Source organism: Thiomicrospira sp. S5 (genome assembly GCF_003991075.1).
In the GTDB taxonomy this organism is placed as follows: domain Bacteria; phylum Pseudomonadota; class Gammaproteobacteria; order Thiomicrospirales; family Thiomicrospiraceae; genus Hydrogenovibrio; species Hydrogenovibrio thermophilus.
This window is the reverse complement of the sequence record NZ_CP014470.1, coordinates 468,818-494,430: the sequence shown is the minus strand read 5'-3', so window position 1 is coordinate 494,430 and position 25,613 is coordinate 468,818. Positions and strand designations below refer to the sequence as shown.

Here is a 25,613-nt window from a genome sequence, read left to right as displayed (position 1 = left end):
ATGTCCGAAAACACGAACATCAGCCCCTTAACCCTTCACACCGACATGTTGCCCTATACGGGTGAAGGTGCTAAAGAAGCCATCGAAAACCTGACCTTGATTCATGGTTGGGCCGCGGAAAACAGTATCTGGCAAGACTGGGCCATTGAATTTCTGTGTCCGCACTATCGGGTGCATTTAATCGAGTTACCGGGCTTCGGGCAAAGCCCGCACTTTGAAAATTTGGAAAACGGCCGAATCGACCAGGCCTGGTTGGAATCCTTGATTCAAGCTCTGCCCGAACACACCCATTTATTGGGCTGGTCGCTTGGCGGGCTGCTGGCCCAGCAGATCGCCCTACGGGAGCCGGAACGAGTCAAAAGCTTGGTTTGCCTGGCCTCCACGCCCCGTTTCGTCCAGAACGACGGTTGGCGCTGGGCGGTCAGCCCGCCGTTGATGGCCGATTTCATCAAAGCACTCGGGGTGGAATACGTCGGCGTCTTAAAACAATTCTGGAACCTGCAACTGCAAGGCACCGAAAACGCCCGCCCGTTGATGAAACGCTTACGGCAACACATGAGCCAGCGTAGCTTGCCGCATTATTCCGGTTTATTGCAAGGCCTTTACTTGTTACGCGACATCGACAACCGCGACGCCTTACTGAACCTGACCCAGCCGACCCTTTGGCTGTTGGGCGAACACGATCCGTTGATTCCGAAAGAATTGATTCAAGCCTTGAGTGAGCTACAACCGGATGGTGAAACCCGCATATTACCCGGTGCCGGACACATGCCGTTCTTTTCCCATCCGGAAGACACCGCTCGCGAATTACTGGCTTTTTTACGCGCACATCCTTATCATTCATGACCATGCAACATTTCAGCCGCGCCCACATTCAACAACACTTCAATCACGCCGCCGTCAGTTACGACGAAGCGGCCGTATTGCAACGCGAAGTCGCCGCCCATCTGGACGAACGACTCGACTTGATTACCTTAGCGCCCAAAACCATTCTGGACGTCGGCGCCGGCACCGGTATCCTCACCGAAAAACTCGTCGAACGTTACCCGCAGGCTCAGGTCTTGGCGCTGGATTTATCCATTCAAATGCTGCAACGGGCTCACACACATTTAACGCGCCCGAAATGGCCGGCCTTGCCGAAAGCCCTGACCGACACCTTTAATTTGACCCGTCCCGGCGCTACCTGCCTGAATGGCGACGCCGCTCAACTGCCGTTAGCGGATGATTCGGTCGACCTCATCACCACCAACTTGATGCTGCAATGGTGCGACGACTTGGATGCGGTGTTTCAGGAGTTTCGCCGTGTGCTGCGCCCGGAAGGCTTGTTGATGCTGACCACCTTCGGGCCGGACACCTTGAAAGAATTGCGCCAGGCCTGGTCGGAAGTGGATGAAACCCCGCACGTCAATACCTTCATCGATATGCACGATATCGGCGACGCCCTGATTCGCAACGGTTTCGGACAACCGGTCATGGATGTGGAACATTTCACCCTGACTTACAGCAAACCGATGGGCGTGCTGCGCGATCTCAAAGCCATCGGCGCCACCAACGCCACCGAAGGGCGTCAGCACGGCTTAATGGGGAAACAACGTTTCACCCGTATGTTGGAAGCATATGAACAGTTTCGACGCAACGGCGTGGTGCCAGCGACTTACGAAGTGATTCACGGCCATGCCTGGGCCGCGCAGGAAGTGGTGAAAGGCCCCAACCGCAGTCGCGATGGCCTGGTGGAAATCAGCCTGGACGAGTTCGCCAAACAAACCCGCCAGCTGTAAAGCACAATTCAAGCGAAAAGGAATTAGTCGGCCTTGGCTGGCAGGAGCGACACACCGATCACGGCATTCAGGCCTTGCGATTGCAGTTGTTGCTGGAACTTCACGGTCAGGTTTTCACGCGCCTGTTCGAAGCTGTGCGTGGCCTGCCCTTTCAAATTCAGTTTATGACCGCCGATTTGCACGCCGTCGCTGAGTGCCTGAATGTTCAGCGCCATCCGCTCGATGTAGAAACCGTAAGCTTGCGACTGCGCCACTTCCGCCATCAAGCGAATCTGGGCCTTTTCGCCAGGCCTGGTCGTTTTGGCAATTTGAAACCCGGCCTGACTCAAAGCACTTTGCAAAGGCCCGACTAGGCGCTTCGTATCGTCGTCCGCCATCACCACCAAGCGCATTTCGGCTTTCAAACGGGCAGTGCGCTGTTCAAACCGTTGCAGGAAATCGCTGTACGGCCGAGTATCGAAATCACGCTGTAAGGTTTCCAAAATCAATAAACGTTGCCGAAAGTCCGCCAGCGCATCGAGGCTACGGCGATAGAAAACGTATTGCCCTAAAGCACCGTCTTTCTGATGGGCGCTTTCGGCCGTTTGCAGCGTCTGCATTTGCGCATCCTGCTGACGTCGTAAATCCTCGAACAAGGCCTGACGATCCAACCCCACCAGTGCCACCGTCTTGCCGTAACCCAAACGCTCTGCACGTTCGACCTGATAATCCCGCAGCTGAATTTTTGCCACTTGGGATTGAACTTGTTTCTCCGAGGTGCGTTCCGCGTATTCATACGTGGATTGCGTGACCTGCAAACGGCTTTGGAAAGTGGCGGAAACTTGTACACTCAATTTGGCGGCGATATCCACCAACGCGGCTTGCACCGCCTCCTCCCGCGTTCGACCTTCGCCCACCCCGTAGAGCTGGCGAGTCGTATCGGACGGTGGGTTCAGAAACCAGTCCGGCGTCGGTTTTTCAGTGGTGGAGAGCGGCTTCACGTCCTGACCGACACACGCGGTCAGAGCGAACGAGAAAAAACAAAAGAGTAGGAATGGTCTCATTGCGATATCTGCGACAGGGCTTTTTCGCGGTTGGCCATGACGTGATCGATTCGCATCACGGCCTCATTGATTTCGTCAACCGGTTCCAATTGCAGATCATCGGCCAGATGATACAGGCGCTTGGCTTCAACCAAATCGCCTTGTGCTTCTTTGACCACGCCCAAATCGTACGCGGCGACGTAAGAACGGTTACCGGTGGAATCCAGCAAGGTGCCCAGCAAACGCTCGGCCTTATCCAATCGCCCGGCTTCGATGTATTCGATGGCCAACGACAACGTTTTCTTTTGCTCGGCGGTATAGTCGATGTCCGGGTCTTCCAACAAGGACACCGTCATATGCGTATAGTGCGGCGTCAGTTTATAGACGAAATCGGTCGCCACTTCCGATGCCAACAATTCCAGTCCGGCGGATTTGGAGGGCAGTGAACGCGAATCATCGCGGCAATGTTTCCAACGACGGCTTTTCATATAGGTATCGGCATGGATAATGTCGCCTTTTGCCACATCAATCATCTTGATATTGGCGCCCATGGAAATGGTGCGGATTTCACACAGCACTTTATAGACGCGGAATTCGTTACATTTTTTGTCGGCGCACTGCATACGTTCTTCGTAATGACGGTCGTCTCGCGCCGAAGCCGACGTCACCTCTCCGGTCACGAAGGCTTGCGCACCGAGCAACTCGCCCGCTTCCACCAGTTTGGCCTCATCCACCACGCCACTGTACTGAAAGCGCTGCTCTTTCAGCAACTGATCCACCTCGTTACGACTGACGGTGGTGAAATAATATTGGCCGTCCAATTTTTGCTTGGCCAGGGTCGCTTCGATTTTTCCCGCCAACCCGACGGTGTCCTGCTCAAAAGGTGACACCGCAATCTGTTTGGTTTGAGCCGCCCGATCAATTTGCGCCGGCTCCAACACTTTCAGCTTCACGTTGGTCGCGCAGCCGACCATCGCCGACGCGCTTGCAACCAACAGACCGGCACGCGCCGCGCTCCAAATTTTCGTACTCATCATCAGAAGTTTCGTCCAAAGGGTAATCAGAGTGTTCGACTCTCGGACCCAAAGGCCCGGATTCGTTATTATTGTATGGCCTCAACGTTGAGACTTAAGCCAGTTTTTTCTCCAGCGCATCCATCAAGTCCAGAATCGAATTCGACAGCTCCTGCACAATGATGAAGTGCACTTTCGCTTCATCGTCCTGCCCCTCGGCTTTCAAATCATAGGCTTTCATCAAGTCTTTACGCAAGTTCGGATACAGCTGCGCCATCAAAGCAAACTCCGCCACGTCGCCATAGCGTTCACGGCCTTCGCCTTGCAGCCAATGGGTAAACCCGGTCGGGTTATCGAAATCGGCTCGGGATGCGGAACCGATGTCATTGACATGGGCTTGCAGCTTGTTGACCCAGTTTTTAAAGGCACGACGCACCAAGGCACGATCCCAACTGTCTTCCGACTCCGATTTGACCAAGGCGGAATGATCGACCTTAAAGCTCTCGATGACCGCCTGCCCACGCGTCAAACCGCGGCCCATCGTATCCTTCTGCAAATGGAAGAATCCGACCTGACTGCGCATCTGATCGGCTTCGCCACGCAAGGTGTCCGCCGCCGCCGCGGTTTCTTCAACCAAGGCCGCATTTTGCTGGGTGACACCGTCCATACCTTCAATGGCGCGGTTGATTTGTTCGACACTTTGCGTCTGTTCGCCGTTGGCCAAGGCAATATCGGAAATGAACTGATGCATTTTCAAAATCACTTCCACAATGGACGCGAATTCTCTTTCGGAACGTTGCACCAGGGTTTCGCTGTGCGCGACCTGATTCACGCTGGTTTCGATCAGACTGCGAATCTCTTTCGCGGCATCCGCCGATTTACCGGCCAAGGTACGGACTTCACCGGCCACCACCGCGAATCCACGTCCCTGCTCTCCGGCACGCGCCGCTTCCACGGCGGCATTCAAGGCCAATAAATTTGTCTGGAACGCAATCGAATCAATCAATCCGATGATGTCGGAAATCTTCTGACTCGATTCGGACAGTTCTTTCATCGACACCATGGTCTGCGACATAACTTCCGCGCCGTCATCGGCTTGTTTTTTAGCCGCCGAGGCCAGTGCCGAAGCTTCATTGGCATTTTCGGCATTCTTACGAACCGTTTGCGTGATCATATCCATCGACGTGACCGTATCCTGCAGGGTCGCGGCTTGGTTTTGAATACGGTCCGACAAATCGGAACTGCCGGAAGCAATTTGATCCGACGCATCATTCACGGTGCGAGACGACACCATCAATTCGGAAATCGCCCGCCCCATGTTTTCCAATGAAGTATTAATGGCGTCTTTCATCACCCCGATTTTACCGAGATACTGCCCTTCGACTCGACGCGTCAAATCGCCCTCCGATTGCGCGACCACCACTTCCACCGCTTCGGTAATCCCAGCTTCCAGTTGATCCAAGGATTCATTGATATTGCGCTTCAATGAATCCAGTTCGCCCGTTAATGGCGTGGTCAAACGGCTGGAGAAATTCCCTTCCGCGATGGCTTTCATGGTCTGATTAATACCGGACACGGCTTCGTGGGTGTTACGCATGGCGTTTTGCAGATCATCGACCATGACTTTAAAATCACCTTCAAAATTTGCCTGCGTTTCGAAATCGTAAGTCGCTTCGATCAGACACTGAATGGCCCGATCGAGTTCCGAAATCACATTTTGAATGTTTTCCGCCGAATGATTGACCTGCCCCTTAAGGATATCCAAATCCCCTTTGGCATCGGCTTGGATGCGATATTGCAAATCGCCTTTTGACAACGCCGAGATCATATCGGACACACTGATCATCAAATGCTGAACCGACGTCACATAATGGTTGAAGTTACGCGCCATCTGGCCGATTTCATCGTCCACCACCACATCGGCACGTACCGACAAACTGCCTTCTTCCGAAGCGATCGACAACTTTTGCGTCAAGCGGCTCATTGGTTTCAGCACGTAATTACGCATCCGCCAGAAGACTTGAATCAGCAACAGGATAAAGCCGCCGGACATGGCCGCCTGGGCCACATAAATCATGAAGTAGGTGTCGCTGAGCAGTTTATCGAGAATGTTCATCGGCTCGGAAATCAGGTGGGCACCGATGACCTGATCCCCGGCATGGATTTTACCCAGCACCAAAAAGTCGTTGCCGACCACCGCATAACCGTTTTCGACCAACTGCGTGCGATCCGCCTGCCCCATCAAGTCTTTGAGTTTGGAATCCTCGAACCCTTTCGCAAAGCTGAACGACTGGTCCTTCGCTAAGTCCAACGCCGCATAATGGTGACGGGATTCTTTCTCCAAACCGGCAATTTGCTGTAACGGCAGGCTCACGCCAACCAACCCGATGGTTTTATCCCCATAAGGCACCGGCACCAAAGCTTGAATGACCCCCCCCTCCGGCTGGAAAGTGATTCGGGTAATGGGTTCGTTCGGAATGGCATCCACCGCAATCGGCACACCGCTGGACGCAACCTGCTTCAGGTTTTCATCGAAAATCGCCAAACCGATGCCCGGCATATTGGCACGCTTGACATACTGATCGTGGTTGACCTGCAGGATTTGCCACAAAACCGTGTCCTGATGGTCGTACAGGCCGTAAATCACCGCGGAGTTCCCGGCGATCCCGACTGCATTGGTCAAGGCAATCTGGCTTTGACTGGCGATTTCCGAATCCAGGTTTTTCAACAACAGTTCCTGGCGCTCGACCACCGCTCCGGCATAGAGGTTGTCGGCCACATTCTGCAAATACAGCTGCAAAGCGGCACTCCACACGATCGCCATTACAATCAACGGCAAAATGGTTTTGCCCATAATGCTTTTCTGCGGCAAAGGACTCCAGCGCGCCAGTCGTTGCGACAATGGCGTCACCAGCGCCCCTTTCTTAATCAGACGTTGACCGTTTTGAATCAACCGATAGGCGCTTTCCGCCAACTCGACTTCATCGTTTTTGATCGGGTTTCGAACCGATTTGTAGCCAACGATTTCACCGTTTTCCACCACCGGTGCAATATTGGCTTCCACCCAGTAGTGGTCGCCGTTCTTACGACGGTTTTTGACGTATTGATGCCACGGCTCGCCGCGCTTCAAACACGCCCAAAGGTCTTCAAATACTTTTTCCGGCACATCCGGGTGCCGAATCATATTGTGCGGCTGGCCTTTCAGCTCGACCCAGGTGTAGCCACTGACTTCGATAAAGGCTTCATTCGCGTAAACGATATTGCCCTGCAAATCGGTTTCCGACACCAAAATATAGCCCTGCGGAATTTGATATTCTTGTTGTGTAACAGGTCCATTGTCTCTCATTGTTATCTCTTTCCTGATGTTCGATGGCTTAAACGCACAAAAGCATCATGACTTTCAACTTCCTGTCAAAAGCCTTTGCGAAATCCTCTGATTCGGTAATGTAATTATCCGTCAAAACTTAAATAAATTCTTCAGCTTGTCGCCTACGGCTTTTTCCGCTTCGCCCCCGGCTTGTTCTTTCACCAAGGATTCGAAGTCGAAATTCAGCATTTTATCCAGACTGGCAGTTTCTTTGCCCAGTTCCGCTTTGTCGCCCAACAAGCCGTTCAACTGCTGGTTAATCGGCCCCAATTGCTCCTGAAGCTTGGCGTTCAATTGATCTTGGAATTCCGCCTTCACCTGTTGCAGCTCTTGCCCCAACACCTTGTTGAACGCGCCGGACATCAACTTATCCAGATTCGAGCTGGCGTTGATGTTCGGTGCCGTGACCTCGCCGGAAATGTCCGCTTTCACTTTGAAGGCTTTCACCTCGTCAAACAACGGCGCGATGTAACGTTTTACCTCTTTCGAAGCACTTTGGCTGACGTCCATCGCCACATCCTGGTAAACCATATCGACCACGGCATTGACTTCATCGACGCCGACCAGTGAAATCTTACCGGTTACGTCGACGGCCCCCTGCTTCATGACCACTGGCAGAGTTTTGTCGCCGGAAATCGTCCAATCCGAAATTCGGTAGCCATCCCAAACAATGTTAGCTTCGTTCAGCGGCGCTTGCGGGTCGGTAAAGTTACTTTCTCCAATCACTCGCAAGGCTTGGTCTTGCCCTTTCGGTTTGCCGAGCACTTCAAACAGCACCGGCAAACGGGTAGTCGGATGATCAAACGTCACCTGACGGACACGAATGTCGATATCGCCCCAATCCAAGGTGCCGGAACCGTTGATACGCTTGATGATGAAATCCGGTTGTGGATCGTATTCAGGAAAAGCAACATCCACACCAAAGGCCCGCTGCGGCGCCTGTTTTTCGGTCTCCGCCGCCTGTTCGGCCTGCATGGTTTTCAGTTTGGCGATAAACGGTTCCAGCTTGCGATACCAGCTCAAACCTTCATCCGTCCAATATTGAATTTGCGGGCCGAACAACAGGTACGTCACGTTCGACAAACCGGACTGATTCAGCGAATATTTCGACATCAGACGGTTGTAATCTTTTTCCGGCAGATCTTTCAGCGCCACCACGTCTTTCTGGATTTTCGGCAACTTGTTCTGCAATAAATCCTGAGCTTTTTCCAACGTTTTCTTTTTCGCTTCCAGCTCCGACTGCAGTTTTTCGAACTCGTCTTTTTTTGCCAGAATCGACTGCATATCGTTTTTACCGCCGGTCAGAGATTCGAACCGTTTTTGATAATCCTGAATTTCGGCATCGGACGGCAATTCTTTCTGCATTTCCGACCAGGCCTGGTCGATTTCGTCCAACTGCGCCTGCACCCGATTGGCCGCTTCCAAGGTTTCCAGTTTTTCGCGCGCCAGTATCTCGTTCGGGTCCGGCAAAGCCATGTCCGGCATGGCAAACCCGCCGGATTTCGAGTCTTTTTCCGCGGCATCGGTCGTCTCGGTTTTCGACGCCTTCGCTAACGCACCGGACGTGTCACGCGGCTGGTGCATCGCCAGGCCGGTGAAATTGACGTCCTCAATCACCGTGCGCCCGGCAATCAAATGATACAGATTCAAGGAAGCACTGAGGCGGCTCAACACCAACAGGTTCTCCATCGGCTTGTCCGGATCGGTCACTTGCAATTCACGCAGCCCGACCTCAATCGGCATAATGCCCAAATCCAAAGCGCCAATCTCGATTTTCGCCCCCCAGGCTTGGGAAGCATAATGTTCCAACTGACTCTTCAGAATGGTGGTGAAACTGAAATAGCCGATGGCGACCACCGCCACGACAATCCCGGCAAAAAGGCCCAGGCCTGACCAACGCACCCAGCCTTTCGGTGCCGGTTGCGACGATTGTGTTTGCGTGTTATTTGATGTTTCGCTCATTTCATCATCCCCGATACAAAACCGGCCCCTTCGGCGCCTTTTAACAATCGAATAATTTTGAATTTATTCGTCCACACCAGGAAGCGCTGACGGTAGGTTTTCACCAGCACCCAGAACAACAAGAAGGCCGGCACACTCAACAGATACGCCGTCACCACACTGCCCATCACAATGGAATTATTGAAGTGCAGGAAGCGCCAGAAAGCACTGTTGTACAAGTCGGTAAACACCGACTGCATCGTCTGCGCCTGCAAAATCCATAAACCGATTTGATTAAAGACCGGATCGAGTAGATACGCCAGTCCGCTGAAGAAAAGCGTCGCCACGATGACCGCTGAAAGGTTTACCCGCAAGAAGAAAATCAATGCCAATGTGAGCAGGTTGTGCGGGAAAAAGAGTGGAGTTAAGCCCAGAATCATACCGAGCACAAACGAAAAGGCGATCTGACCGGAATGCTGGTTGGCATTCAACGCCTTGAACAACTTGATTAATAGGGACATGCTTTCTCCTCTAAACGGGATGAGTTAAGTCGTTTCCGGCCGTTGTCCGGAGGCCTTTAAATCGGTCGCCAAGCCATGTTTCAGGTCATCTCCTGTGGATCGACATCCAAGGACCAGCGTACCTTTTTCGCCTGGGGCGAGGTGTAAAGTTCACTTTCCACCTGCGCCAACCAAGTGTGCAACCAACCACGTTGCGCGCTTTGCAGCAGCAACTGATAACGGAACCGGCCTTGCCGGCGCAACATCGGCGCACTGACCGGGCCAAACACCTCAAGCTCCGGCGCCTCGTCCGCCGGCTCGGCTACCGAGAAATGCGAACGTAATAACTGCATTTTAGCAAAGTTCAGGCGGTTTTTAACATCATTTAAAAAGGTCCAACCGGACTGCGGGTCCACCGACTCAGCGCGCAACAGAATTTGATATTGAAACGGCGGCAACTCCGCCAAACGACGGCCTTGCAACGCCTGTTCCGCAAAGGCGCCATAACCTTGCTCCACCAACACTTTCAATAATGGGTGTTCCGGATGGTGGGTTTGAATCAACACTTCACCGGCCTGTTCTGCCCGCCCGGCGCGGCCCGACACCTGCACCACCAGTTGCGCCATCCGCTCGGCGGCGCGAAAGTCGCAACTGAACAAGCCTTGGTCAATGTCCAACAACCCCACCAAGGTCACTTTCGGAAAATGATGGCCTTTGGCCAGCATTTGCGTGCCGATCAAAATATCCGCTTCGCCCTGGCTGGCCTGTTCGGTCAAGGCCATCATCTGGCCTTTATTGCGTGTGGTGTCGCGATCAACCCGTAACACGCGATAATCCGGGAACCAAGCCGCCACGGCCTGTTCCAATCGTTCCGTGCCCTGGCCGACTTTAACAAATTCGCCGGAACCGCAATTCGGGCAATGCGACGGCGCCTTTTCCTGGTGTCCGCAGTGATGACAGCGCAGTTCGCCCACTTGGTGATGGTAAGTCATATTGGCATCGCAACTCGGGCAGGCCGCTTGCCAACCACAGTCATGACACATCAACACCGGCGCATAACCGCGTCGGTTCAAAAACAACAACACCTGCCCACCGCCCTGCAAATGCGTGTGCATCTGCGCTTTCAGGGCCTCGGACACACCTTCTTCCTGCGGCACACCGCGCACGTCCAGCAAACCGATCGTCGGCAAGGACGCGGTGCCGGCGCGGCGGGTCAGTTTCAGCCAATGGTAGCGGCCACTTTCGGCATTGTAGAGGGTTTCCAGCGACGGCGTCGCCGACCCCAACACCACCGGCACTTTTTCCAACTGCGCCCGGCGCACCAAACAATCCCGCGCCGAATAACGGAAACCGTCCTGTTGCTTGAATGACAAATCATGCTCTTCGTCCATAATGCACAAGCCAAGATTGTCAAACGGCGTAAAAATCGCCGAACGCGTTCCCAGCAACACCGATACCTGATGGGTTTTCACCAGCGACCAGGCGCAATGACGTTCCTTATCGTTCAAACCGGAATGCATCACCGCCACCGGCGCCTGTAAATAGGCTTCGAAACGTTTGACCGTTTGCGGCGTCAGACCGATTTCCGGCACCAGTACCAGCACTTGTTTGCCTTGCGCGATGATGGCTTCAATCAAGCCAAGATACACCTCGGTCTTGCCGCTGCCGGTCACCCCTTCTAAAAGATGCGCGCTGAAACCGTCTTGGGCCAACACCTGGTCCACCGCGGCCTGTTGTTCGGTATTCAAGATATGACCAGGCCTGGCCAGTTTTTCCCTGGGCGGCAGGGCGTGCAGACAACTTTTTTCAATTTCCTCGACCCAGCCTTTTTCGATAAAACGCTTCATCGGCAAACGCCAACCGCTGAGCACCGCATTCAATTGCTCGGCGGTGACGGCGTCGGTTTGGGTGGACAGCGCTTTGGACAGCGCTTTGAACAGCGCCTTTTGTTGCGTGGCATTGGATGCAATTTGGGATTCGGCAGACTGCCCGATTTCGGTCAACTGCCAAGCGGGCACGCCTTCCACCGTCAAAGATTCGCCCTGGCGAATCCGTTTCGGTAAGGCGGTTTGCATAACGTTGCCGATGGGCTCATGATAATAATGGCTGGCCCACTGCAACAGCGCCATTTCCGGCTCGGAGAAAATCGGTTCGGCGTCCAACACCGTGTCGATGGGTTTGATTTTGGCGGCGTCGACTTCGGCTTCTTCACTCAAGGCCATGACAATGCCAGTGTGGCGCTTATTGCGAAACGGCACCGTGACCCGACCACCGATCACAGGCAAAATATCTTTTTGTGTTGACGTTTCGGAATCTCCTGCATCCGCCGAAGACTCATTCGGTTCCAGCGCCAGCGACAGGTTCGCGGTCTCCGCATGAGCGCCATTCTCAGCGTCACTCGAAACGGCTTGCAATGCATAATCCAACGGCGCCAAAAACGGTCCGGGCACGGCGACTTTCACAAACATAGCGCCTTCCCCTTTTTTGCGGCAACCCTTCGACCGTTTTGCATGCGTTCCTTATCCACGACTGTGAAAATACCCCCCTGAAAAATACGATTTATTGTACCCGCTTATCGCCACGAGTTCAGGTCGGCATCGCTTTTTTCGACGCAACAAATTTTCCTTATGGTGCATATGGAATTTCCATCGCCATTTACAGCTGAACCCGCTACACTATACGCACTCTTTACCCGTAGAACGGATTTTGAAAACCTGAACAAGGATGCTAAACGATGCTTGAAGACCGCCGTTATTTTACGTTGATCCACCGTGTGATTCACTGGGGCATCGCCCTGACAATGCTGTTTATTCTGCTGACCGTGCTGTTGCGCATGGGGTGGATGGAAAAGAACGGCATGGCCGAAGTACTGACCACGTCACCGCAACTAGAGGCTTACGACATCAGTCAAGAAGACGCCGTCAAAGCGGCCAAAACGATTCGCGGCAATATGTTTCAGTGGCACTTGTATGCCGGTTATTTGATGGGCGTGTTGCTGCTGGCGCGTTTGGCGTATACCTACTCGCAAGGCATTTTCTACAAAGGTCCTTTCAACCCGCAAGCCAGCATGCGTGAAAAGTTCCAGGCCTGGGTGTATATCGTATTCTACACCGGCGTCGCCTTGTCGGTCATGACGGGACTGTACATCAAGTTCGGCCCCGACGATGCGTTGGGTGACATCGCCAAAGACATGCACGTGCTTGCGCTGTGGTATCTGGTGCCTTTCCTGATTTTGCACCTGGGCGGCATCGTACTCGGCGAAAACGGCAAAGAAAAGGGCATTGCTTCGAAAATGATCGGCGGGTAAGGAAATCACCCCTATTGGGGCGACCAGTGATGTGGTAACAACTTGTACTTGTGGGTTGGCAGACGGGTGAGCACGTCTTTGAGATAAGCATACGGATCATGCTCATTGAGCTTGCCCGATTGCACCAGCGTCATAATCGCCGCCGCACGCTCGCCACTGCGCTCACTGCCAGCAAAGAGCCAGTTCTTGCGGCCCAATACCCAGGGGCGCATCTGGTTTTCGACCCAGTTGTTGTTAATCGGCAAGCGACCATCGTCCAGGTAGCGGGTCAACGCCACCCAGCGTTTGGGCATATAGTCGATGGTCTTGGCTGTTACACTGCCATACGGAACTTTTTGATGATTGGCTTGCAACCACTGGTGCAGTGTGTCGGCAATAGGTTTGCCACGCGCCTGACGGGCTTGCCAGCGTTGTTGATCGTCCAGTGTTTTCACGTCCTGTTCGATCGCATAAAGACCGCCGATTAACTCAATCACCTGATAGGCAATCTGGCTTTTGCCGGTCTCGGCCAAGTCAACGAATTTGCGTCGGGCACGCGCCAGACAGGCGACTTCGGTCATGCCTTGCTTAAAGCATTTTTTGTAGCCACTGTAGTCGTCGCACACCAGATGCCCGCCCCCAAGCATCTAAGATGTCTCGGGCGTATTGACCGCTGCACAAAGTGTTTCATGGCGAAGTTGAAACAATCACCCAAACCCGACAAGCGATCGGCCTTGGACAAGGCTTCTGCAGCCACCCCAGTAGCTTTAGACAAGGTAAACCAAAAGTGCGGCAACCGCCGAGCGTGGTGTGCATTAATCCAATACCGGATGAGCACACACTGGAGCTATTATAATGAGTCATGTCCACTTCTTACTAACCGAACATTGTCTGCATATTTTCTACCAGTAAGGTACGTAGTGCCCCGCATAAAAATCCCTTTACCTTCATCAAAGAGAACAGAATAAGCATTAGCAGGTAATGTCGTAGAAGACCAGTACCCATAACCCAAATGGTTTATAAACTGACTAATATCAATAGTCGGAGTACCTTCCAGCGCTCGAGAGTTTCGAACAATACAACCGATTCCCTCATCTCTTAAGTCCCTCACCCCATCGTACTGAATCCGTTTTCCATTCGAGCAATAAATTAACGTTTGCAGTTCTTTAATAGTGGGCAGCCTCCAGCCATGGAAATTCCCTAAGGTACTAGACTTAGCAATATCAACGGCCTGCTCCCAGGTAACCTCAAGCGCTTCTCCAGAGCAGGTCTTACCATTCCAGCCCTGTCCGTGAGCACAGCGCGACCACATCAGGTTATTGTCCCGATCAATGACTATACCTCCTTTTGATACATAATCACGTTTCGTAGAGCTATCAATCAAAAGAGGTTGTCTTGGTGCCTGATTATTGATTTTTTGCAGAGCTATTTCAAAGGGGCTTTTTTCGTTCCTAGATTTGGAGTACTTAGGATCTGGATCTACGGTTTTTGATGAATCTGAAGGGGCGTATTTTAAGGAGTTGGATGCCGATTGATTATTGCAGCTTTCATCAAATCCTTTAGGCCAAATAACTTTTCCACTGGCATTTTTAACTACGTTTTGATCACAGAGCGATCCTTTATAAACAATCCAATTACCATTTGTTTCAATATAGCCTTTAGGAACATAGCCATCTTTAACTTGAGCATATCTTTTTTTAGGGAAAAAAGTTAAGTATTCAAATTTATCAAATTTGAAAGGAATAATGACGTTGCCTTTTGAATCAATGACGCCTCTTTTTTTGTTCATTACAACAATTGAGAAGCCTTCTTGACTAAACTGTTCGACACGATCATATTTTGGTTTAATAACAATTTTGCCTTTTTTATCGAAAACCCCCCACTTGCCATTTTTACCTTTAAAAGCCGCCAAGCCATTATCAGAAAAGTCACCTATGTCTTTGTAAGCGAAAGGTGGCTTAAGAACAAATTCACCTTTGTCATTAATATAGCCATGCTTTTTCCCTAATTTGGCAAGGGCTAGACCAACAGCAGAAAATTTACCAGCACGATCAAATTTTCCCTCAATAACAATTTTTCCTGTCTGATTAATATAACCATATTTTCCCTTTGATATTTCTACGGCTGCTAAACTATTTGAACTGAAATCGCCAAGTTTTTTAAAATTGGTTTTTATGATATTGAAGTTGGTGGAGTCAATATACCCCGTGAACATTTGAACAGTGGTGTTAGCTTCTAATATCCTCAATTTATGACTTTTATTACGATTAATGTGGCCTGAAGCTCTGGCAATGGTTTTTCCAGTTTTATCAATTAATAATGCTTCAGAACTTCCGTGAATTATTGCACGACCATTCTTAAAATCTTCTGGAATACCGTAGTTATCATATTTTGCAGGAATAACTAACTCTGCATCGGAATTTATAAATCCCCACTTGCCCTTAATCTTTACCGCAGCAAGCCCCTCTGAAAATGCTTCAACTTTTTCGAACTGCGGTGGAATGATGTAGTCATTGAGTTTTGGGTCATAAAATCCGCCTTGAAAGGCAATCCAACGCTCAAAATCATTATTGCTATCTGTTTTTTGGAAAACAGGCGGCTGACTGGCCAAATAGGCCTGATATTGCTTATCAACATAAGTCTTACCGACTGTTGAAGCAAACAGAATGCCCACTAAGACAAGCACTGGACTCTTGTAAAAGGCCATTTGAGGTACTTCATTTTTTCGATAGACCAAATAAGCCAACAGGCCTGGTAAGAAAAATAATAGATAACTTGAGATGAATCCCCAAACAAAAGCTCCTAGTCCGCCGTCACTGCTCATTATTATGGCTACCAGAGTGGCGACCAGTAATGGCGCACCCAAAAGAAACTCTCTCGCCCATTTTGAATGCGATTTCATCAATTTGATATTCACCAAGGCCAAAAGACCAACCAACCCCATAAACGCGAAACTTATCTTCCCTATGAATAGAGCGAATATGACAGGTAAACCTGTTGCAAAAATAAACGCAACGATATTCACCCAAAAGGCGGTTTTTTCTAATCTAGATTTTGAATGGTTCACTTTCATTCCTTAAATTCGTTTATCTAATGTTGTAGCAATTGTTGCGATTATTTGAGATACCTAAACACATTGATTTGAGGTTGTTATCTTTTACACCATAACAATGGCTGGAGTTTTTGCTTATTCCCAAGCAAGCTTCTTTTAAATCTGAGTTTTTGATGCTGTAACAGAAGTCGCGGTATTGTCCACTGGCGCCTAAGCAAAAGTTTTTTAAATCAGGATCCTTAACACCGTAACAGCTATCTGGAAATTCGGTCATGCCTACACAAACATTTTTAAAATCTGAATCCTTTATGTTGTAACACATCTGCCAATGACTTTTACCGCTCGCACCTAAGCAAAGGTTTTTTATGTCTGCCGAGAAACGATTTGAGAAAGGGTTATTTTGCGTCGAGTTATCATTGTATATTCGAAAAGTAGCTACAAGCTTAGAGTATTTCCACGTTTGATTGAGTACACTGGGGGCCATTTGCCCCATGACTTTTGATTGCGCCAGTAATTTTTGATTGCTTGCTGGACTACTTTGGCAAGCATAGATCTTATAAAAACGCTCAACTCGACGGGCAAAAATAATACCTTGCCAACCTTCTTCTCTTTCTTCATGCGAATAACGACAGTTTCCAGGTTGCAAAGAGGTCAAGGTATAACTTCCATAATTGGCTCTAAAACCATAGTTTTCGCCGTCTTTAATGGCATAAAACTTTGGTGTCAGGTGCTTTAACACATATTTATATTCATAGCTGTGTTCTATATTATCGGCTGTTAAACCATGTCCAAAGCCTGCCAAAGACTGTGCCTTTTTGTAAAAATCGGATTTATCACAGCTAGCACATTTTTGTAACAACCCAAAGAACATGGGAATTTGACTAGCGTGCTTTAATGGATAGGCTTTGAGTACAAACGCTTTTTGTTCATCCGTCTGTGAATGCGCGAAAGCCGATTTAAAATCTTGATCGTCTTTACTAAGCTTAAAGGCCTTTATAAAGCCTTCTGGGGTATTGAGACGGCGATAGCTTTCAATCAAGCCTTTTGTGGCTTTGTCTTGAAAACGCCCTTTCGGGTTGTTATCCAGATACGCCTGATAACTTGCAACACTGTTTTTACGAACTGCATGATCAAAACTCTGTTGATCGGCTAGCTTAAAGTCTCGGTTTTTATAGTTTTTGATTTGAGACTCTAAAGCAAGATGTTGTGATTTAGGCCAATAGGGTTTGAGCGGTTTCACATCCCATGGGTCCACTAGTTGAAATTCCTCGGGCAAACGTAACGAACTATAGGTAAGTTTTTGTCCCAACTGATTATTACCCTCAGTGGCAATCCAGTTGTTTTGCGTCTTTTTGCCCCGTAATATTTCCACCTTGTCTGATTCGGCTTTGATAATGTCCCCTTTTGGAAGGGTTTCACGGGTTTTAACCGCAAAATATTTACGACGATTTCTTTCATATCTGGAAGTTTTATAAACCGTATTGCGTTTAACGACATAACATTTTGGAATTGGGCTATTGAGCGTTTTTTTGATGGAGGCTAACTCTTGAACCGTTGTCGCCTTTTTGAATTGTTGCTGAAGTTTTAACTGTGTTTCTATTTGCATCAGGCGACATTGAAGATGGCCCGACCGAGGGGTTAAATGCGCGAATACTTTTTTGGAGGTCTCTAACGCTTCTAAGGACTGAATCTGTTTAAGATTTTGTGCAATTTCAGGTTCAATAAATTTTTCAATCGCTCCGGAATACGTCTTTGTCAATAAGCTGGGATTATTCTGTTTAACGGCCTTACGAACCAAGGGAATCTCTTTAGAAAAATCCACTGTTTCAATCAACACTTGTGAGGTTGACCCATCTTTTAATTTCACAAAAAGTTCTTTACCATTTTTTTGCGAAAAGACATGAATCTGATCTCTCTGTTGATTTGGACTAGGCCCCTCTTTTAAGTGCCCTAACGAATGTGGGTTTTGAATGTATTTTTTGAGCTCTTCTTTCTGTTCTTTTGGGTATTTCGATTTAAGCGAAATGCGCTTACCATCCTTAATTGAAAACAAAAATGGTGATGCTGTTCCATATCGAGAAATCATAAAAGCGATAAACAGGCCGTTATCGCCCTCATACACTTCAATTTCACTGGGTATTTGCTGAACTCTAAAATCACTCGAAAACGCCTCTCCGCTCACAGGAGCCAGATATTTCAAATTGGATTTACTTGTTTTCGTCGGAGTGGAATTGCAAGCGGAGATAGAAAGAAAAAGGCTGATAATCAATAGCCTATTGACATAATTTCTAAAACAAGTGATTTTCATAGAGTTTTCCATACATTCATGTCAAAAATTAATACTTATAAACGCAACGCACGGCGGCGGTGCTGCGAATACGATTAACGTATTTACCATTGTCCAAACGGTAAGCAGAACGGTAATCGGTTGACCATACATAATCTACGGGTGTTTTGGTGGTGAAAATGAGTTTTGTACGCCCTTTATCAATGTGACCAGCCAATTTGGTTAAGCGACTTTCCCAAGGCAGAATCCATTTGTTAATGCCATCTAAAGTGAGATTTTTACAATATTTTTTGGCTTCGCCATACGACATGACGAAAGAGGGTAGATCTTTATCTTGCCAAACAAAACCATTGACTGTATCCACCACATAACCTTGGTCATTAAGTGCGTTAAGTTTAATAACAGGCAATTCTTTGCGTGTCGTGGCATTGATGGTTTTTTGCATAGAATCGCTCAAGACAGTGTTATCGCCATCCGTCAGGGCTTTTTCAAGGGCTTTAGCGGCTGTATTGAGTGTTTTAAGTTGTGGCTGATTTTGGAAAACGCCAAAGGTATTGGCTTCAAACTCTTCCGCCAATTCATAATAATAAAGAAGGTCTTGCTTGCTGTTATTGTCCAAGATCCCAACATGAAATAATGATTTGCCTCCAAAAAAGCCCGGTGCCATTTTATCTTCAAGGTTAGCGGCTTTTTGATACGCCATAATGGCTTTACGTGAATCATAGGTATTGAGGTTTCCGTCTATCTCCCCTGTGTAATAACCCTGAATTTGTAGAGATTTTTGGATCTGTTGGTTCACTTCCCGTTCATAATCCGGCAAGAGTACATTTCCACCTTTACCAGACATGGCCGATGAAATACTGGAAACATCACCCAAAAAACTTAACAAGCCAGCTTGAGCCACTTGCGCCATAACCATTAAAACCGAAAATAAAACCAGTCGTGTCCGACTCAAAAACAACGGCATAACAAACTCCTTTAGATGCCAAAACTCATTAACCAAGTATCAATCATAATGAACAAGCCATAAGATACGAAAAATACTTTCTTATCGTACAAAAAATAATGTCCAATTTGCTGGACAATTAGTTGTTTTTTTCACGAGTAAAGGCACACGGAAAGCATTTGATAACACAAAATTACGTCGTTAAAGGAAACGAGACGTTTACTTTACATAAGATAGGTCATTGAAAGTCTAAAGATTCTAGGGTCTCCGAAGCGTACAAAGTCTTGTGCGGAGCTGTAGCTGACATAATCCGTGTTAAAAATATTTTGTACACTGGCATTCATCCTTGCTTGACGGTTTATTTGCCATTGCATGGCAATTAGGGCGCCTTGAACATGATAGACAAATCAACCGTCTCGCCTGGCAGGGCTTCCGGAATCGCAACACGCGTTTGTTAGGGTTTCAACCCGAGCTGTAACCCATTCAGCGTTTGGGGAGTGTCCTGGCACAGCAAAAATAAGTCTCGCCAAACACATACGCCAGTGTTTTGCAGTCGCCATATTTTTTCAAACATTTGATTCGTGTACACCAGTGAATAATCCGGAAAAGACATATCTGCCACAAACTGCGCCCCCAGGCCTGGCAGGTTTTCGGATAGATGATTATCCACGACAGAACCCTGGAAATAAGGCCGAAGCAAATCAAGAGGATGCACCTGTAAAACTGACGACAACTTAATCAATGTCGAAAGTTTGGCTTCAGACACTTCGCCATTGAGAAGATTATAAAGATTGGAGCGGGAAATTCCGGCTTGCTCGGCAAGCGTTTTTTTCGGCAATCCACTTTGTTTGATAAGCGCCTCTAAACGCTCAATAAATTTCATTTTTGACATATTTTTATATTATCGATTCCCCTGCGCGTATTTCGGCAGGTTTCATTCGTGCAACCAAGCCCTTAAATGCTTTTTGCATTCTGGCATTATTCTTATCATCAAAAAAAGATTCTATGCGATAAAAAAATTTATATCCAGCGCCCATAAAAAATGAATAGACGGATTGTTTCTCTTACTCGACCTTAAATTCAAAGGCTAAGAAAATCCGCTGAACGCCGACGGCCAATGCGCCTCGGGAATATCGTAGAGTTGGCAGATATTGGAACGCGTCAACAGCGCCTGCGGTGCTCCGTCCCGCAGGATTTCCCCATTCTGCATCATGAGAGTTCGGGTGGCGGACATCATCGCTTGCTCCGGGTGGTGGGAGGTAAACAGAATGCAACGATGGTCCTCACCTAAGTCGCGGATTTTCTCCAGCAATTTAATCTGATTGCCGAAGTCCAATCCATTGGTGGGTTCGTCCATTAAAATATAAGGCGTCTCTTGCGCCAAGGCCCGGGCAATCAACACCAACTGGCGTTGCCCGCCGGACAATTCGGTGTAAGGGCGTTGCTTTAAATGCCCGATGCCAAGCAAGTCCAACGCCTCTTCGGCGCGTTGCCGGTCGGCTTGACCGGCACGGTACCATTGCGACTCGGCGGCCACCACACCCATCAACACCATGTCGAGCACGGCATACCCAAACGCCAGCCGATGATACTGCGGTACATAACTGATCAAACGGGCCTGTGCTTTCGGCGTCAAACTATCCGCGACGTCTCCGTTGATCAACACTCGCCCGGCCGTTTTCGGATGCAACCCCAACAGGGTTCGCAGCAAAGTGGTTTTACCACAACCGTTCGGGCCGAGCAGACTGATGATTTCACCGGCATTCAACGACAGGTTCAAATCGGAAAACACCGACTGATCGCCGTAAGCCGCCGCCAGAGATTGAATCTGTATCATCGCCGCTCAATCCCGTCGTTGAATGCGCACGCCCAAGTCGGCCGGTTTGGCATGGTAGAGCGAGCTGAGCACGATGCCATCCACACCACTGGCGGCATAAGCCTCCACATTGTCACGACGAATGCCACCGGCCATCAGCACCTTTAATGCCGGAAAAGCGGTTTTCAAGGACTGGCACCATAAAACCAGATCATCGACCGGCACCTTGTCAAATTGAATGGCATCGGCACCGGCTTCAGCCGCCTGAACCGCCTGCTCCAGGTCGTCGCACTCCACCATGATTTTCTTTTCGCAGGCCGCCGCTTTCATTTTCTGAATCGCTTTAGGCAAGGCCTCGCGTCCGCCAATCACATTTAAATGATTTTCAAAAATCAACACCGTTTCCGACAACCCTAAACGATGCGGATAAGCCCCGCCGGACAGGATCGCTTTGATCAGTTGTTTTTTCATCCCCGGCGCATGTTTGCGTGTCACCAGCAGCGGAATATCGCTGACCTGTTGCACCGCTGCCACCATATCGGCCGTGGCGGTGGCCACGCCACAACCGGTTTCCAACAGATTCATCGCCACTTTCCAGCCCCGGTGCAAAGCATCCCCGCGCCCGGTGACCTTCAAAATTTCCGTTCCGGCATCAACCTGCCGCCCGCTGGGTTCACAAAGAACAGTGTCCGCACCCAATTGCTCGAAAAGGCGTGTCGCTTCCTCGGTCAATGTCAGGCAGGTTGAGTGCCGAGTCGTGACCGTCAGCTCACAATATTGCGCCTCGATTCCCAGCAAGTGCGACGTCAAATCCACCAAAGGGGCGTCTTCATTAATCCACTGCGCAATTTCTTCGTTGCTAAACCAAACCATTATCTTGCCTTACCTTTGCTTATCTAAAAATCATTACGAAATATACTTTATTACATATTGAAAAAGCAAAAAAATCCCAAGCCTGAAAGCGCCAGGCCTGGGGGTTTTCAGTATCAGATTAAATTCAGATCAATCCACGGCAACCATCACATTACTGGCCTTAACAATCGCATAAGCTTCTTTGCCAACCTCTAAACCTAAAGCTTCAGCTGAATTTTTTGTGATAATTGAGACCAACTCCACACCCGGCGCGACAACAATAACCACCTCGGTATTCACAGCACCCGTTTGAATGGATTTTACGGTTCCTTTGATTTGATTTCTTGCGCTGAATTTCATTTAAAATACTCCTATTCATTTTTCGATATAAAGTAAACGCAATATGACTTTTCTTTCATATTACCAATACAACATAACCAATTGATTTTTAAAGAATTAATATTAAATTAAAAACCGATAAAAGATGTCAATCTCCATCGCTTAAATTATTCGTAACAATTTAAGGCTGCCACCCTTTTCGGACGTTTTTCAACGCCCAGGCAAACACCGGCAAACCAATCAACGCCGTCAGAATGCCAAGCGGAATTTCCACCGTTAAGGCCAGTCGAGCCACGTTATCGACCACCAGCAGATAAATCGCCCCAATCAGCGCCGACGCCGGCAGCAGAAAGCGGTTGTCGGCCCCGAACAGCAAACGGGTCAGGTGTGGAATCACCAAGCCGACCCAGCCAATCATGCCGCCCAACGTCACGGTAATCGCGCCCAGAAAGGTCGCCAACACGATGACCAACAACCGTTTTCGCTCCACCGACACGCCCAGCGTTCGCGCCTCGTCATCGCCCAAGCTCAACACGTTCAAAGTATGCCCCTGAACCATCAGCAACCCCATCCCCACCAACATAAACGGTGCCACCCACAGCAGCAGGCCGCCTTCCACATTGGCCAGCGACCCCATCAACCAATAAACAATCGCCGGCAGCTTGTTGTAAGGGTCAGCGACGTATTTCACCACCGACAACAAGGCGGTGAACAGGGCGCCGGCAATCATCCCGCCCAACACCAGAATCGTCAGATTATTGCGCAGTTCCCCCTTCGCCAGCATCAAGGCGATGAACACCGCCAGCAAGCCGAACCCGAAACTCAATAACTGCATCATCCACACACTGTCGAACAATAAAATGCCCAATGACGCCCCGAAAGCCGACCCGGATAACACGCCCAGCACGCCCGGCGACACCAGCGGATTCATAAACAGCGCCTGAAAAGCGGTGCCCGCCACGGCCAACGCCGCGCCAATCAACACCGCGGCAAGGATTCTCGGCAGGCGTACATCAAGCATGATATTGACCAGCAACGGATTGACTTCACCGTCCTGCGACGTCAACGACCACCATAACTGCGTCAAACTGGACAGCGGTGCAAAGTCGTAACGCCCCAACGTCAGCGACACCAAAGCCGTTAACACCAGCCCCCCGAACAGAAGTCCGAACGCGCCCAGCCTCATGTGCTGTGCCTCGCACTTAAATCCACACTTAACGCCGCCTGCACCTGAGGCCAAACCGCCAACACGAACCGCTCAAATTGGTTAATGCGTTGTTCAGGGCTAGACGTCAACGGATTCAGAGCCAAACGCGTGACGCCGGCACGATGCAACGCCAACACCTGCCCGACAATGTCCTGAGGCGTGCCCACCAGCATGCGCTGCAAGAGTTCGGCCGGCGATAACTTCGCCATAAAACCTTGGACTTGGCCTTGCCCTTTGCCCCAAAGCTGCGCTTTTTGCGCCCGGAAGGATTCGATATGTTGCCAAGCCAACCGACGCGCCTGCTCCGGGTCGTCGTCCATCAACAGCCCGCGCGCCGCCATTAGGTCAGGCCTGGCGGATTTTGGATGTGCCTGTCGATACACGCCTGCATTCCGCTCTATTCGCTCCAAATCCCAAAACTGCGCGGCCATCAGTCCGACATTCTGCCGGGCGGCCATCGTCAAACTGCTGTCATCGGCACTGGCGATAAAGGCCTCACGATGACTGAACCCGCCTTTCGGTGTCAGATCGACATTGTCCCACTGATAGAAATGGCCTTGATGCGTCATTGTCTCGCCCTTCAGCAAATCCAGCATGGCCGGCACCGCCTCGTTCATGCGCTCGCGCGATTCCGATTGTTCCGCTTTGAAAACCGCGTTTTGGGATTCAAACGGCCCGCCTTTGGCAAAACCGCACAACACCCGTCCCGGTGCCAAAGCCGATAAGGTCGCCAATTGTTCCGCCACGTGAATCGGATTGTGAAACCCGACCAAAACCGCCGCTGCGCCTAATTTCAAACGTTGCGTGTTGGCCAGAAAGTGCGACATCAGCAAGGTGGGCACTGGCGTCAAACTGTAAGCATTGAAATGATGCTCCGTCACCCAGGCTTCTTCATAACCGAGAGTTTCCAACGACACCGCCAAATCGGTGAATCGCTGGTAGGTTCGGGTCGCGTCTTCATCCCCCAAAGGCGTGACGTGAAACATGGCCCCGAGCGTCAAGGATTTTTCAGCGCCCATTCAGCGTCCCTCCTGCCAGAATGTTACTCACCTGAACATCGGTCAGCGTCACGTGAAAAAACTGTTGATAGAAGCTTTTGACTTGCGCCGCCATATCGATGCGCATCTGATCGCCGTACAACCGATTCATCAGCCATTGACTGGCCAGCAGACGCATAAACGACGGTGGGCGATCCATCCATCGGAAGGGTGTTTGCGGCATAAAGAACACCTGCTGATTGCGCACCGCTTTCAGGTTGGTCCACTTGGGATCACGATACACCTTGTCGTAAAAACGCCGTTCCTGCGTCACAATCGCGTCCGGATCGTATTTCAAAAGCTGCTCGAAATTGATGGCGACTTTACCGAAACGGCTTTGCTGCGCCGAATCACTCGGGCAAATGTGCGGGTTTAAACCACCGGCCAAGGGGATCACCTCGGAATGAATGGAGCCCCGGCACTCGGTCGCCAGACCATTCGGCGATTCGGCGTAGTAGACGGTTTTGACCGGCACGCCGGACGCCGCCAGTAAATCACGGCGTTGCGCTTGCAAGGTCAAAACACGCTCGGCCGCGTGGGCCAAGGCCTCACCCCGCTCCGGCACGCCCAACCATTGACCGAGACGGCGAAACCCTAACGGATAATCCGACAACACGTCCAGTTGCAACTGACACACCGGCACCCCCAGGTCCTTCAAGGTCTGCTGACGGCTGAGGTGAACCGTCGCCCCGGACATCACAATCAAATCCGGTTGATTGGCCAGCAGCACTTCCATGTTCGGCGTGCGCCCTTGACCGAACCAACCACCGATGACAGGCAATTGAAAACTGGCTTCAGGGAAAATCCCTTTAGCCTGTGGCGGCGGCGGAAAGTTCCAACCGGCCAGCTTGTCCGGCGCGACGGCCATCACCAAATAGGCCAGCACCGGATTAGCGGCATAGACCTTAGACACCGTTTCCGGCGGTTGACAAAAATCGTCCCCGGCCGACAACGCCGGGTGACTGACAAAACATAATGCGACGAATACCCCTATTCGTAAACGAAGACAGCGTGCAATAAGCATTCTAAACATCCAAATGGTCATCAAAGCTTCCGCTCTCATCGGAAGCCGAAAATAAAAAAGGTCCAAACACACAGAGTATGCTTGAACCAACCTCCCCCTAGGTAAATGACAGATAACAGAGTTAGAGGAAAACGGTTGCGGCGACT

19 protein-coding genes and 1 pseudogene are annotated in these 25,613 nt (G+C 50.0%); 3 read left to right on the top strand and 17 right to left on the bottom strand.

The annotated features are described in order from the left end of the window. Both bioH and bioC read left to right on the top strand, forming a co-directional pair. Positions 1-846, top strand: coding sequence for a pimeloyl-ACP methyl ester esterase BioH (gene bioH, locus AYJ59_RS02235; protein WP_237260361.1), 846 nt, complete (start codon positions 1-3; stop codon positions 844-846). Then, positions 843-1,778 carry a malonyl-ACP O-methyltransferase BioC gene (gene bioC, locus AYJ59_RS02230; protein ID WP_335930356.1) on the top strand — a complete coding sequence of 312 codons (936 nt, stop codon included), beginning with the start codon at positions 843-845 and terminating at the stop codon, positions 1,776-1,778. Before bioH ends, bioC begins: the two co-directional genes overlap by 4 nt. A gap of 23 nt (positions 1,779-1,801) precedes the next feature. Here bioC and AYJ59_RS02225 read toward each other — a convergent pair whose 3' ends face one another. From AYJ59_RS02225 to AYJ59_RS02200, 6 genes are all read right to left on the bottom strand, one after another. Next, entirely contained in the window at positions 1,802-2,821 is a 1,020-nt protein-coding gene (locus tag AYJ59_RS02225; protein ID WP_127119211.1) for an LPP20 family lipoprotein, read from the bottom strand. Beyond that, entirely contained in the window at positions 2,818-3,837 is a 1,020-nt protein-coding gene (locus tag AYJ59_RS02220; protein WP_225972326.1) for a CsgG/HfaB family protein, read from the bottom strand. Before AYJ59_RS02220 ends, AYJ59_RS02225 begins: the two co-directional genes overlap by 4 nt. Before the next feature lie 91 nt (positions 3,838-3,928). Next, positions 3,929-7,159: a methyl-accepting chemotaxis protein gene (locus AYJ59_RS02215; protein ID WP_127119210.1), complete on the bottom strand. Its 3,231-nt coding sequence runs from the start codon at positions 7,157-7,159 to the stop codon at positions 3,929-3,931. 111 nt (positions 7,160-7,270) lie between these two features. After that, positions 7,271-9,142, bottom strand: coding sequence for a TIGR03545 family protein (locus AYJ59_RS02210; protein WP_127119209.1), 1,872 nt, complete (start codon positions 9,140-9,142; stop codon positions 7,271-7,273). After that, positions 9,139-9,642, bottom strand: coding sequence for a DUF2062 domain-containing protein (locus AYJ59_RS02205; protein ID WP_127119208.1), 504 nt, complete (start codon positions 9,640-9,642; stop codon positions 9,139-9,141). Before AYJ59_RS02205 ends, AYJ59_RS02210 begins: the two co-directional genes overlap by 4 nt. Before the next feature lie 80 nt (positions 9,643-9,722). Beyond that, a complete protein-coding gene (locus AYJ59_RS02200) occupies positions 9,723-12,089 on the bottom strand; it encodes a primosomal protein N' (protein WP_127119207.1) in 2,367 nt (788 codons plus the stop codon). 266 nt (positions 12,090-12,355) lie between these two features. On the opposite strand from AYJ59_RS02200, the gene AYJ59_RS02195 reads away from it, so the two are divergent. Then, positions 12,356-12,928 carry a cytochrome b/b6 domain-containing protein gene (locus tag AYJ59_RS02195; RefSeq protein WP_127119206.1) on the top strand — a complete coding sequence of 191 codons (573 nt, stop codon included), beginning with the start codon at positions 12,356-12,358 and terminating at the stop codon, positions 12,926-12,928. Positions 12,929-12,939: 11 nt separating this feature from the next. Here the strand turns inward: AYJ59_RS02195 and tnpC are convergent. The 11 genes and pseudogenes from tnpC to AYJ59_RS02140 form a co-directional block, all read right to left on the bottom strand. Beyond that, positions 12,940-13,582, bottom strand: a pseudogene (gene tnpC, locus AYJ59_RS02190) (IS66 family transposase); the annotation flags it as partial. Between the two features lie 175 nt (positions 13,583-13,757). Next, positions 13,758-15,980, bottom strand: a complete 2,223-nt coding sequence (locus tag AYJ59_RS02185) for a WG repeat-containing protein (RefSeq protein ID WP_127119204.1) — start codon at positions 15,978-15,980, stop codon at positions 13,758-13,760. Positions 15,981-15,993: 13 nt separating this feature from the next. Continuing rightward, positions 15,994-18,267 (bottom strand): hypothetical protein, encoded by a 2,274-nt coding sequence (locus tag AYJ59_RS02180; RefSeq protein WP_127119203.1) that lies wholly within the window; start codon positions 18,265-18,267, stop codon positions 15,994-15,996. 28 nt (positions 18,268-18,295) lie between these two features. Then, positions 18,296-19,213 (bottom strand): putative peptidoglycan binding domain-containing protein, encoded by a 918-nt coding sequence (locus AYJ59_RS02175; RefSeq protein ID WP_127119202.1) that lies wholly within the window; start codon positions 19,211-19,213, stop codon positions 18,296-18,298. A 433-nt stretch (positions 19,214-19,646) separates the two neighbouring features. Beyond that, a complete protein-coding gene (locus tag AYJ59_RS02170) occupies positions 19,647-20,075 on the bottom strand; it encodes a helix-turn-helix domain-containing protein (protein ID WP_164730724.1) in 429 nt (142 codons plus the stop codon). A gap of 204 nt (positions 20,076-20,279) precedes the next feature. Beyond that, the gene (locus AYJ59_RS02165; protein WP_127119200.1) at positions 20,280-21,029 is read right to left on the bottom strand and encodes an ABC transporter ATP-binding protein; all 750 of its coding nucleotides are present in this window, start codon (positions 21,027-21,029) and stop codon (positions 20,280-20,282) included. Positions 21,030-21,035: 6 nt separating this feature from the next. Beyond that, positions 21,036-21,881: a ModD protein gene (gene modD, locus AYJ59_RS02160; RefSeq protein ID WP_127119199.1), complete on the bottom strand. Its 846-nt coding sequence runs from the start codon at positions 21,879-21,881 to the stop codon at positions 21,036-21,038. Positions 21,882-22,010: 129 nt separating this feature from the next. Continuing rightward, entirely contained in the window at positions 22,011-22,220 is a 210-nt protein-coding gene (locus AYJ59_RS02155) for a TOBE domain-containing protein (protein ID WP_127119198.1), read from the bottom strand. Positions 22,221-22,380: 160 nt separating this feature from the next. Then, positions 22,381-23,385: a FecCD family ABC transporter permease gene (locus AYJ59_RS02150; protein ID WP_127119197.1), complete on the bottom strand. Its 1,005-nt coding sequence runs from the start codon at positions 23,383-23,385 to the stop codon at positions 22,381-22,383. Next, the gene (locus AYJ59_RS02145) at positions 23,382-24,425 is read right to left on the bottom strand and encodes an LLM class flavin-dependent oxidoreductase (protein WP_127119196.1); all 1,044 of its coding nucleotides are present in this window, start codon (positions 24,423-24,425) and stop codon (positions 23,382-23,384) included. The genes AYJ59_RS02150 and AYJ59_RS02145 overlap by 4 nt, the downstream gene beginning before the upstream one ends. Beyond that, on the bottom strand, positions 24,415-25,467 hold the full coding sequence (locus tag AYJ59_RS02140; RefSeq protein WP_164730723.1) for an ABC transporter substrate-binding protein: 1,053 nt from the start codon (positions 25,465-25,467) through the stop codon (positions 24,415-24,417). Before AYJ59_RS02140 ends, AYJ59_RS02145 begins: the two co-directional genes overlap by 11 nt. Between the last annotated feature and the right edge of the window lie 146 nt (positions 25,468-25,613).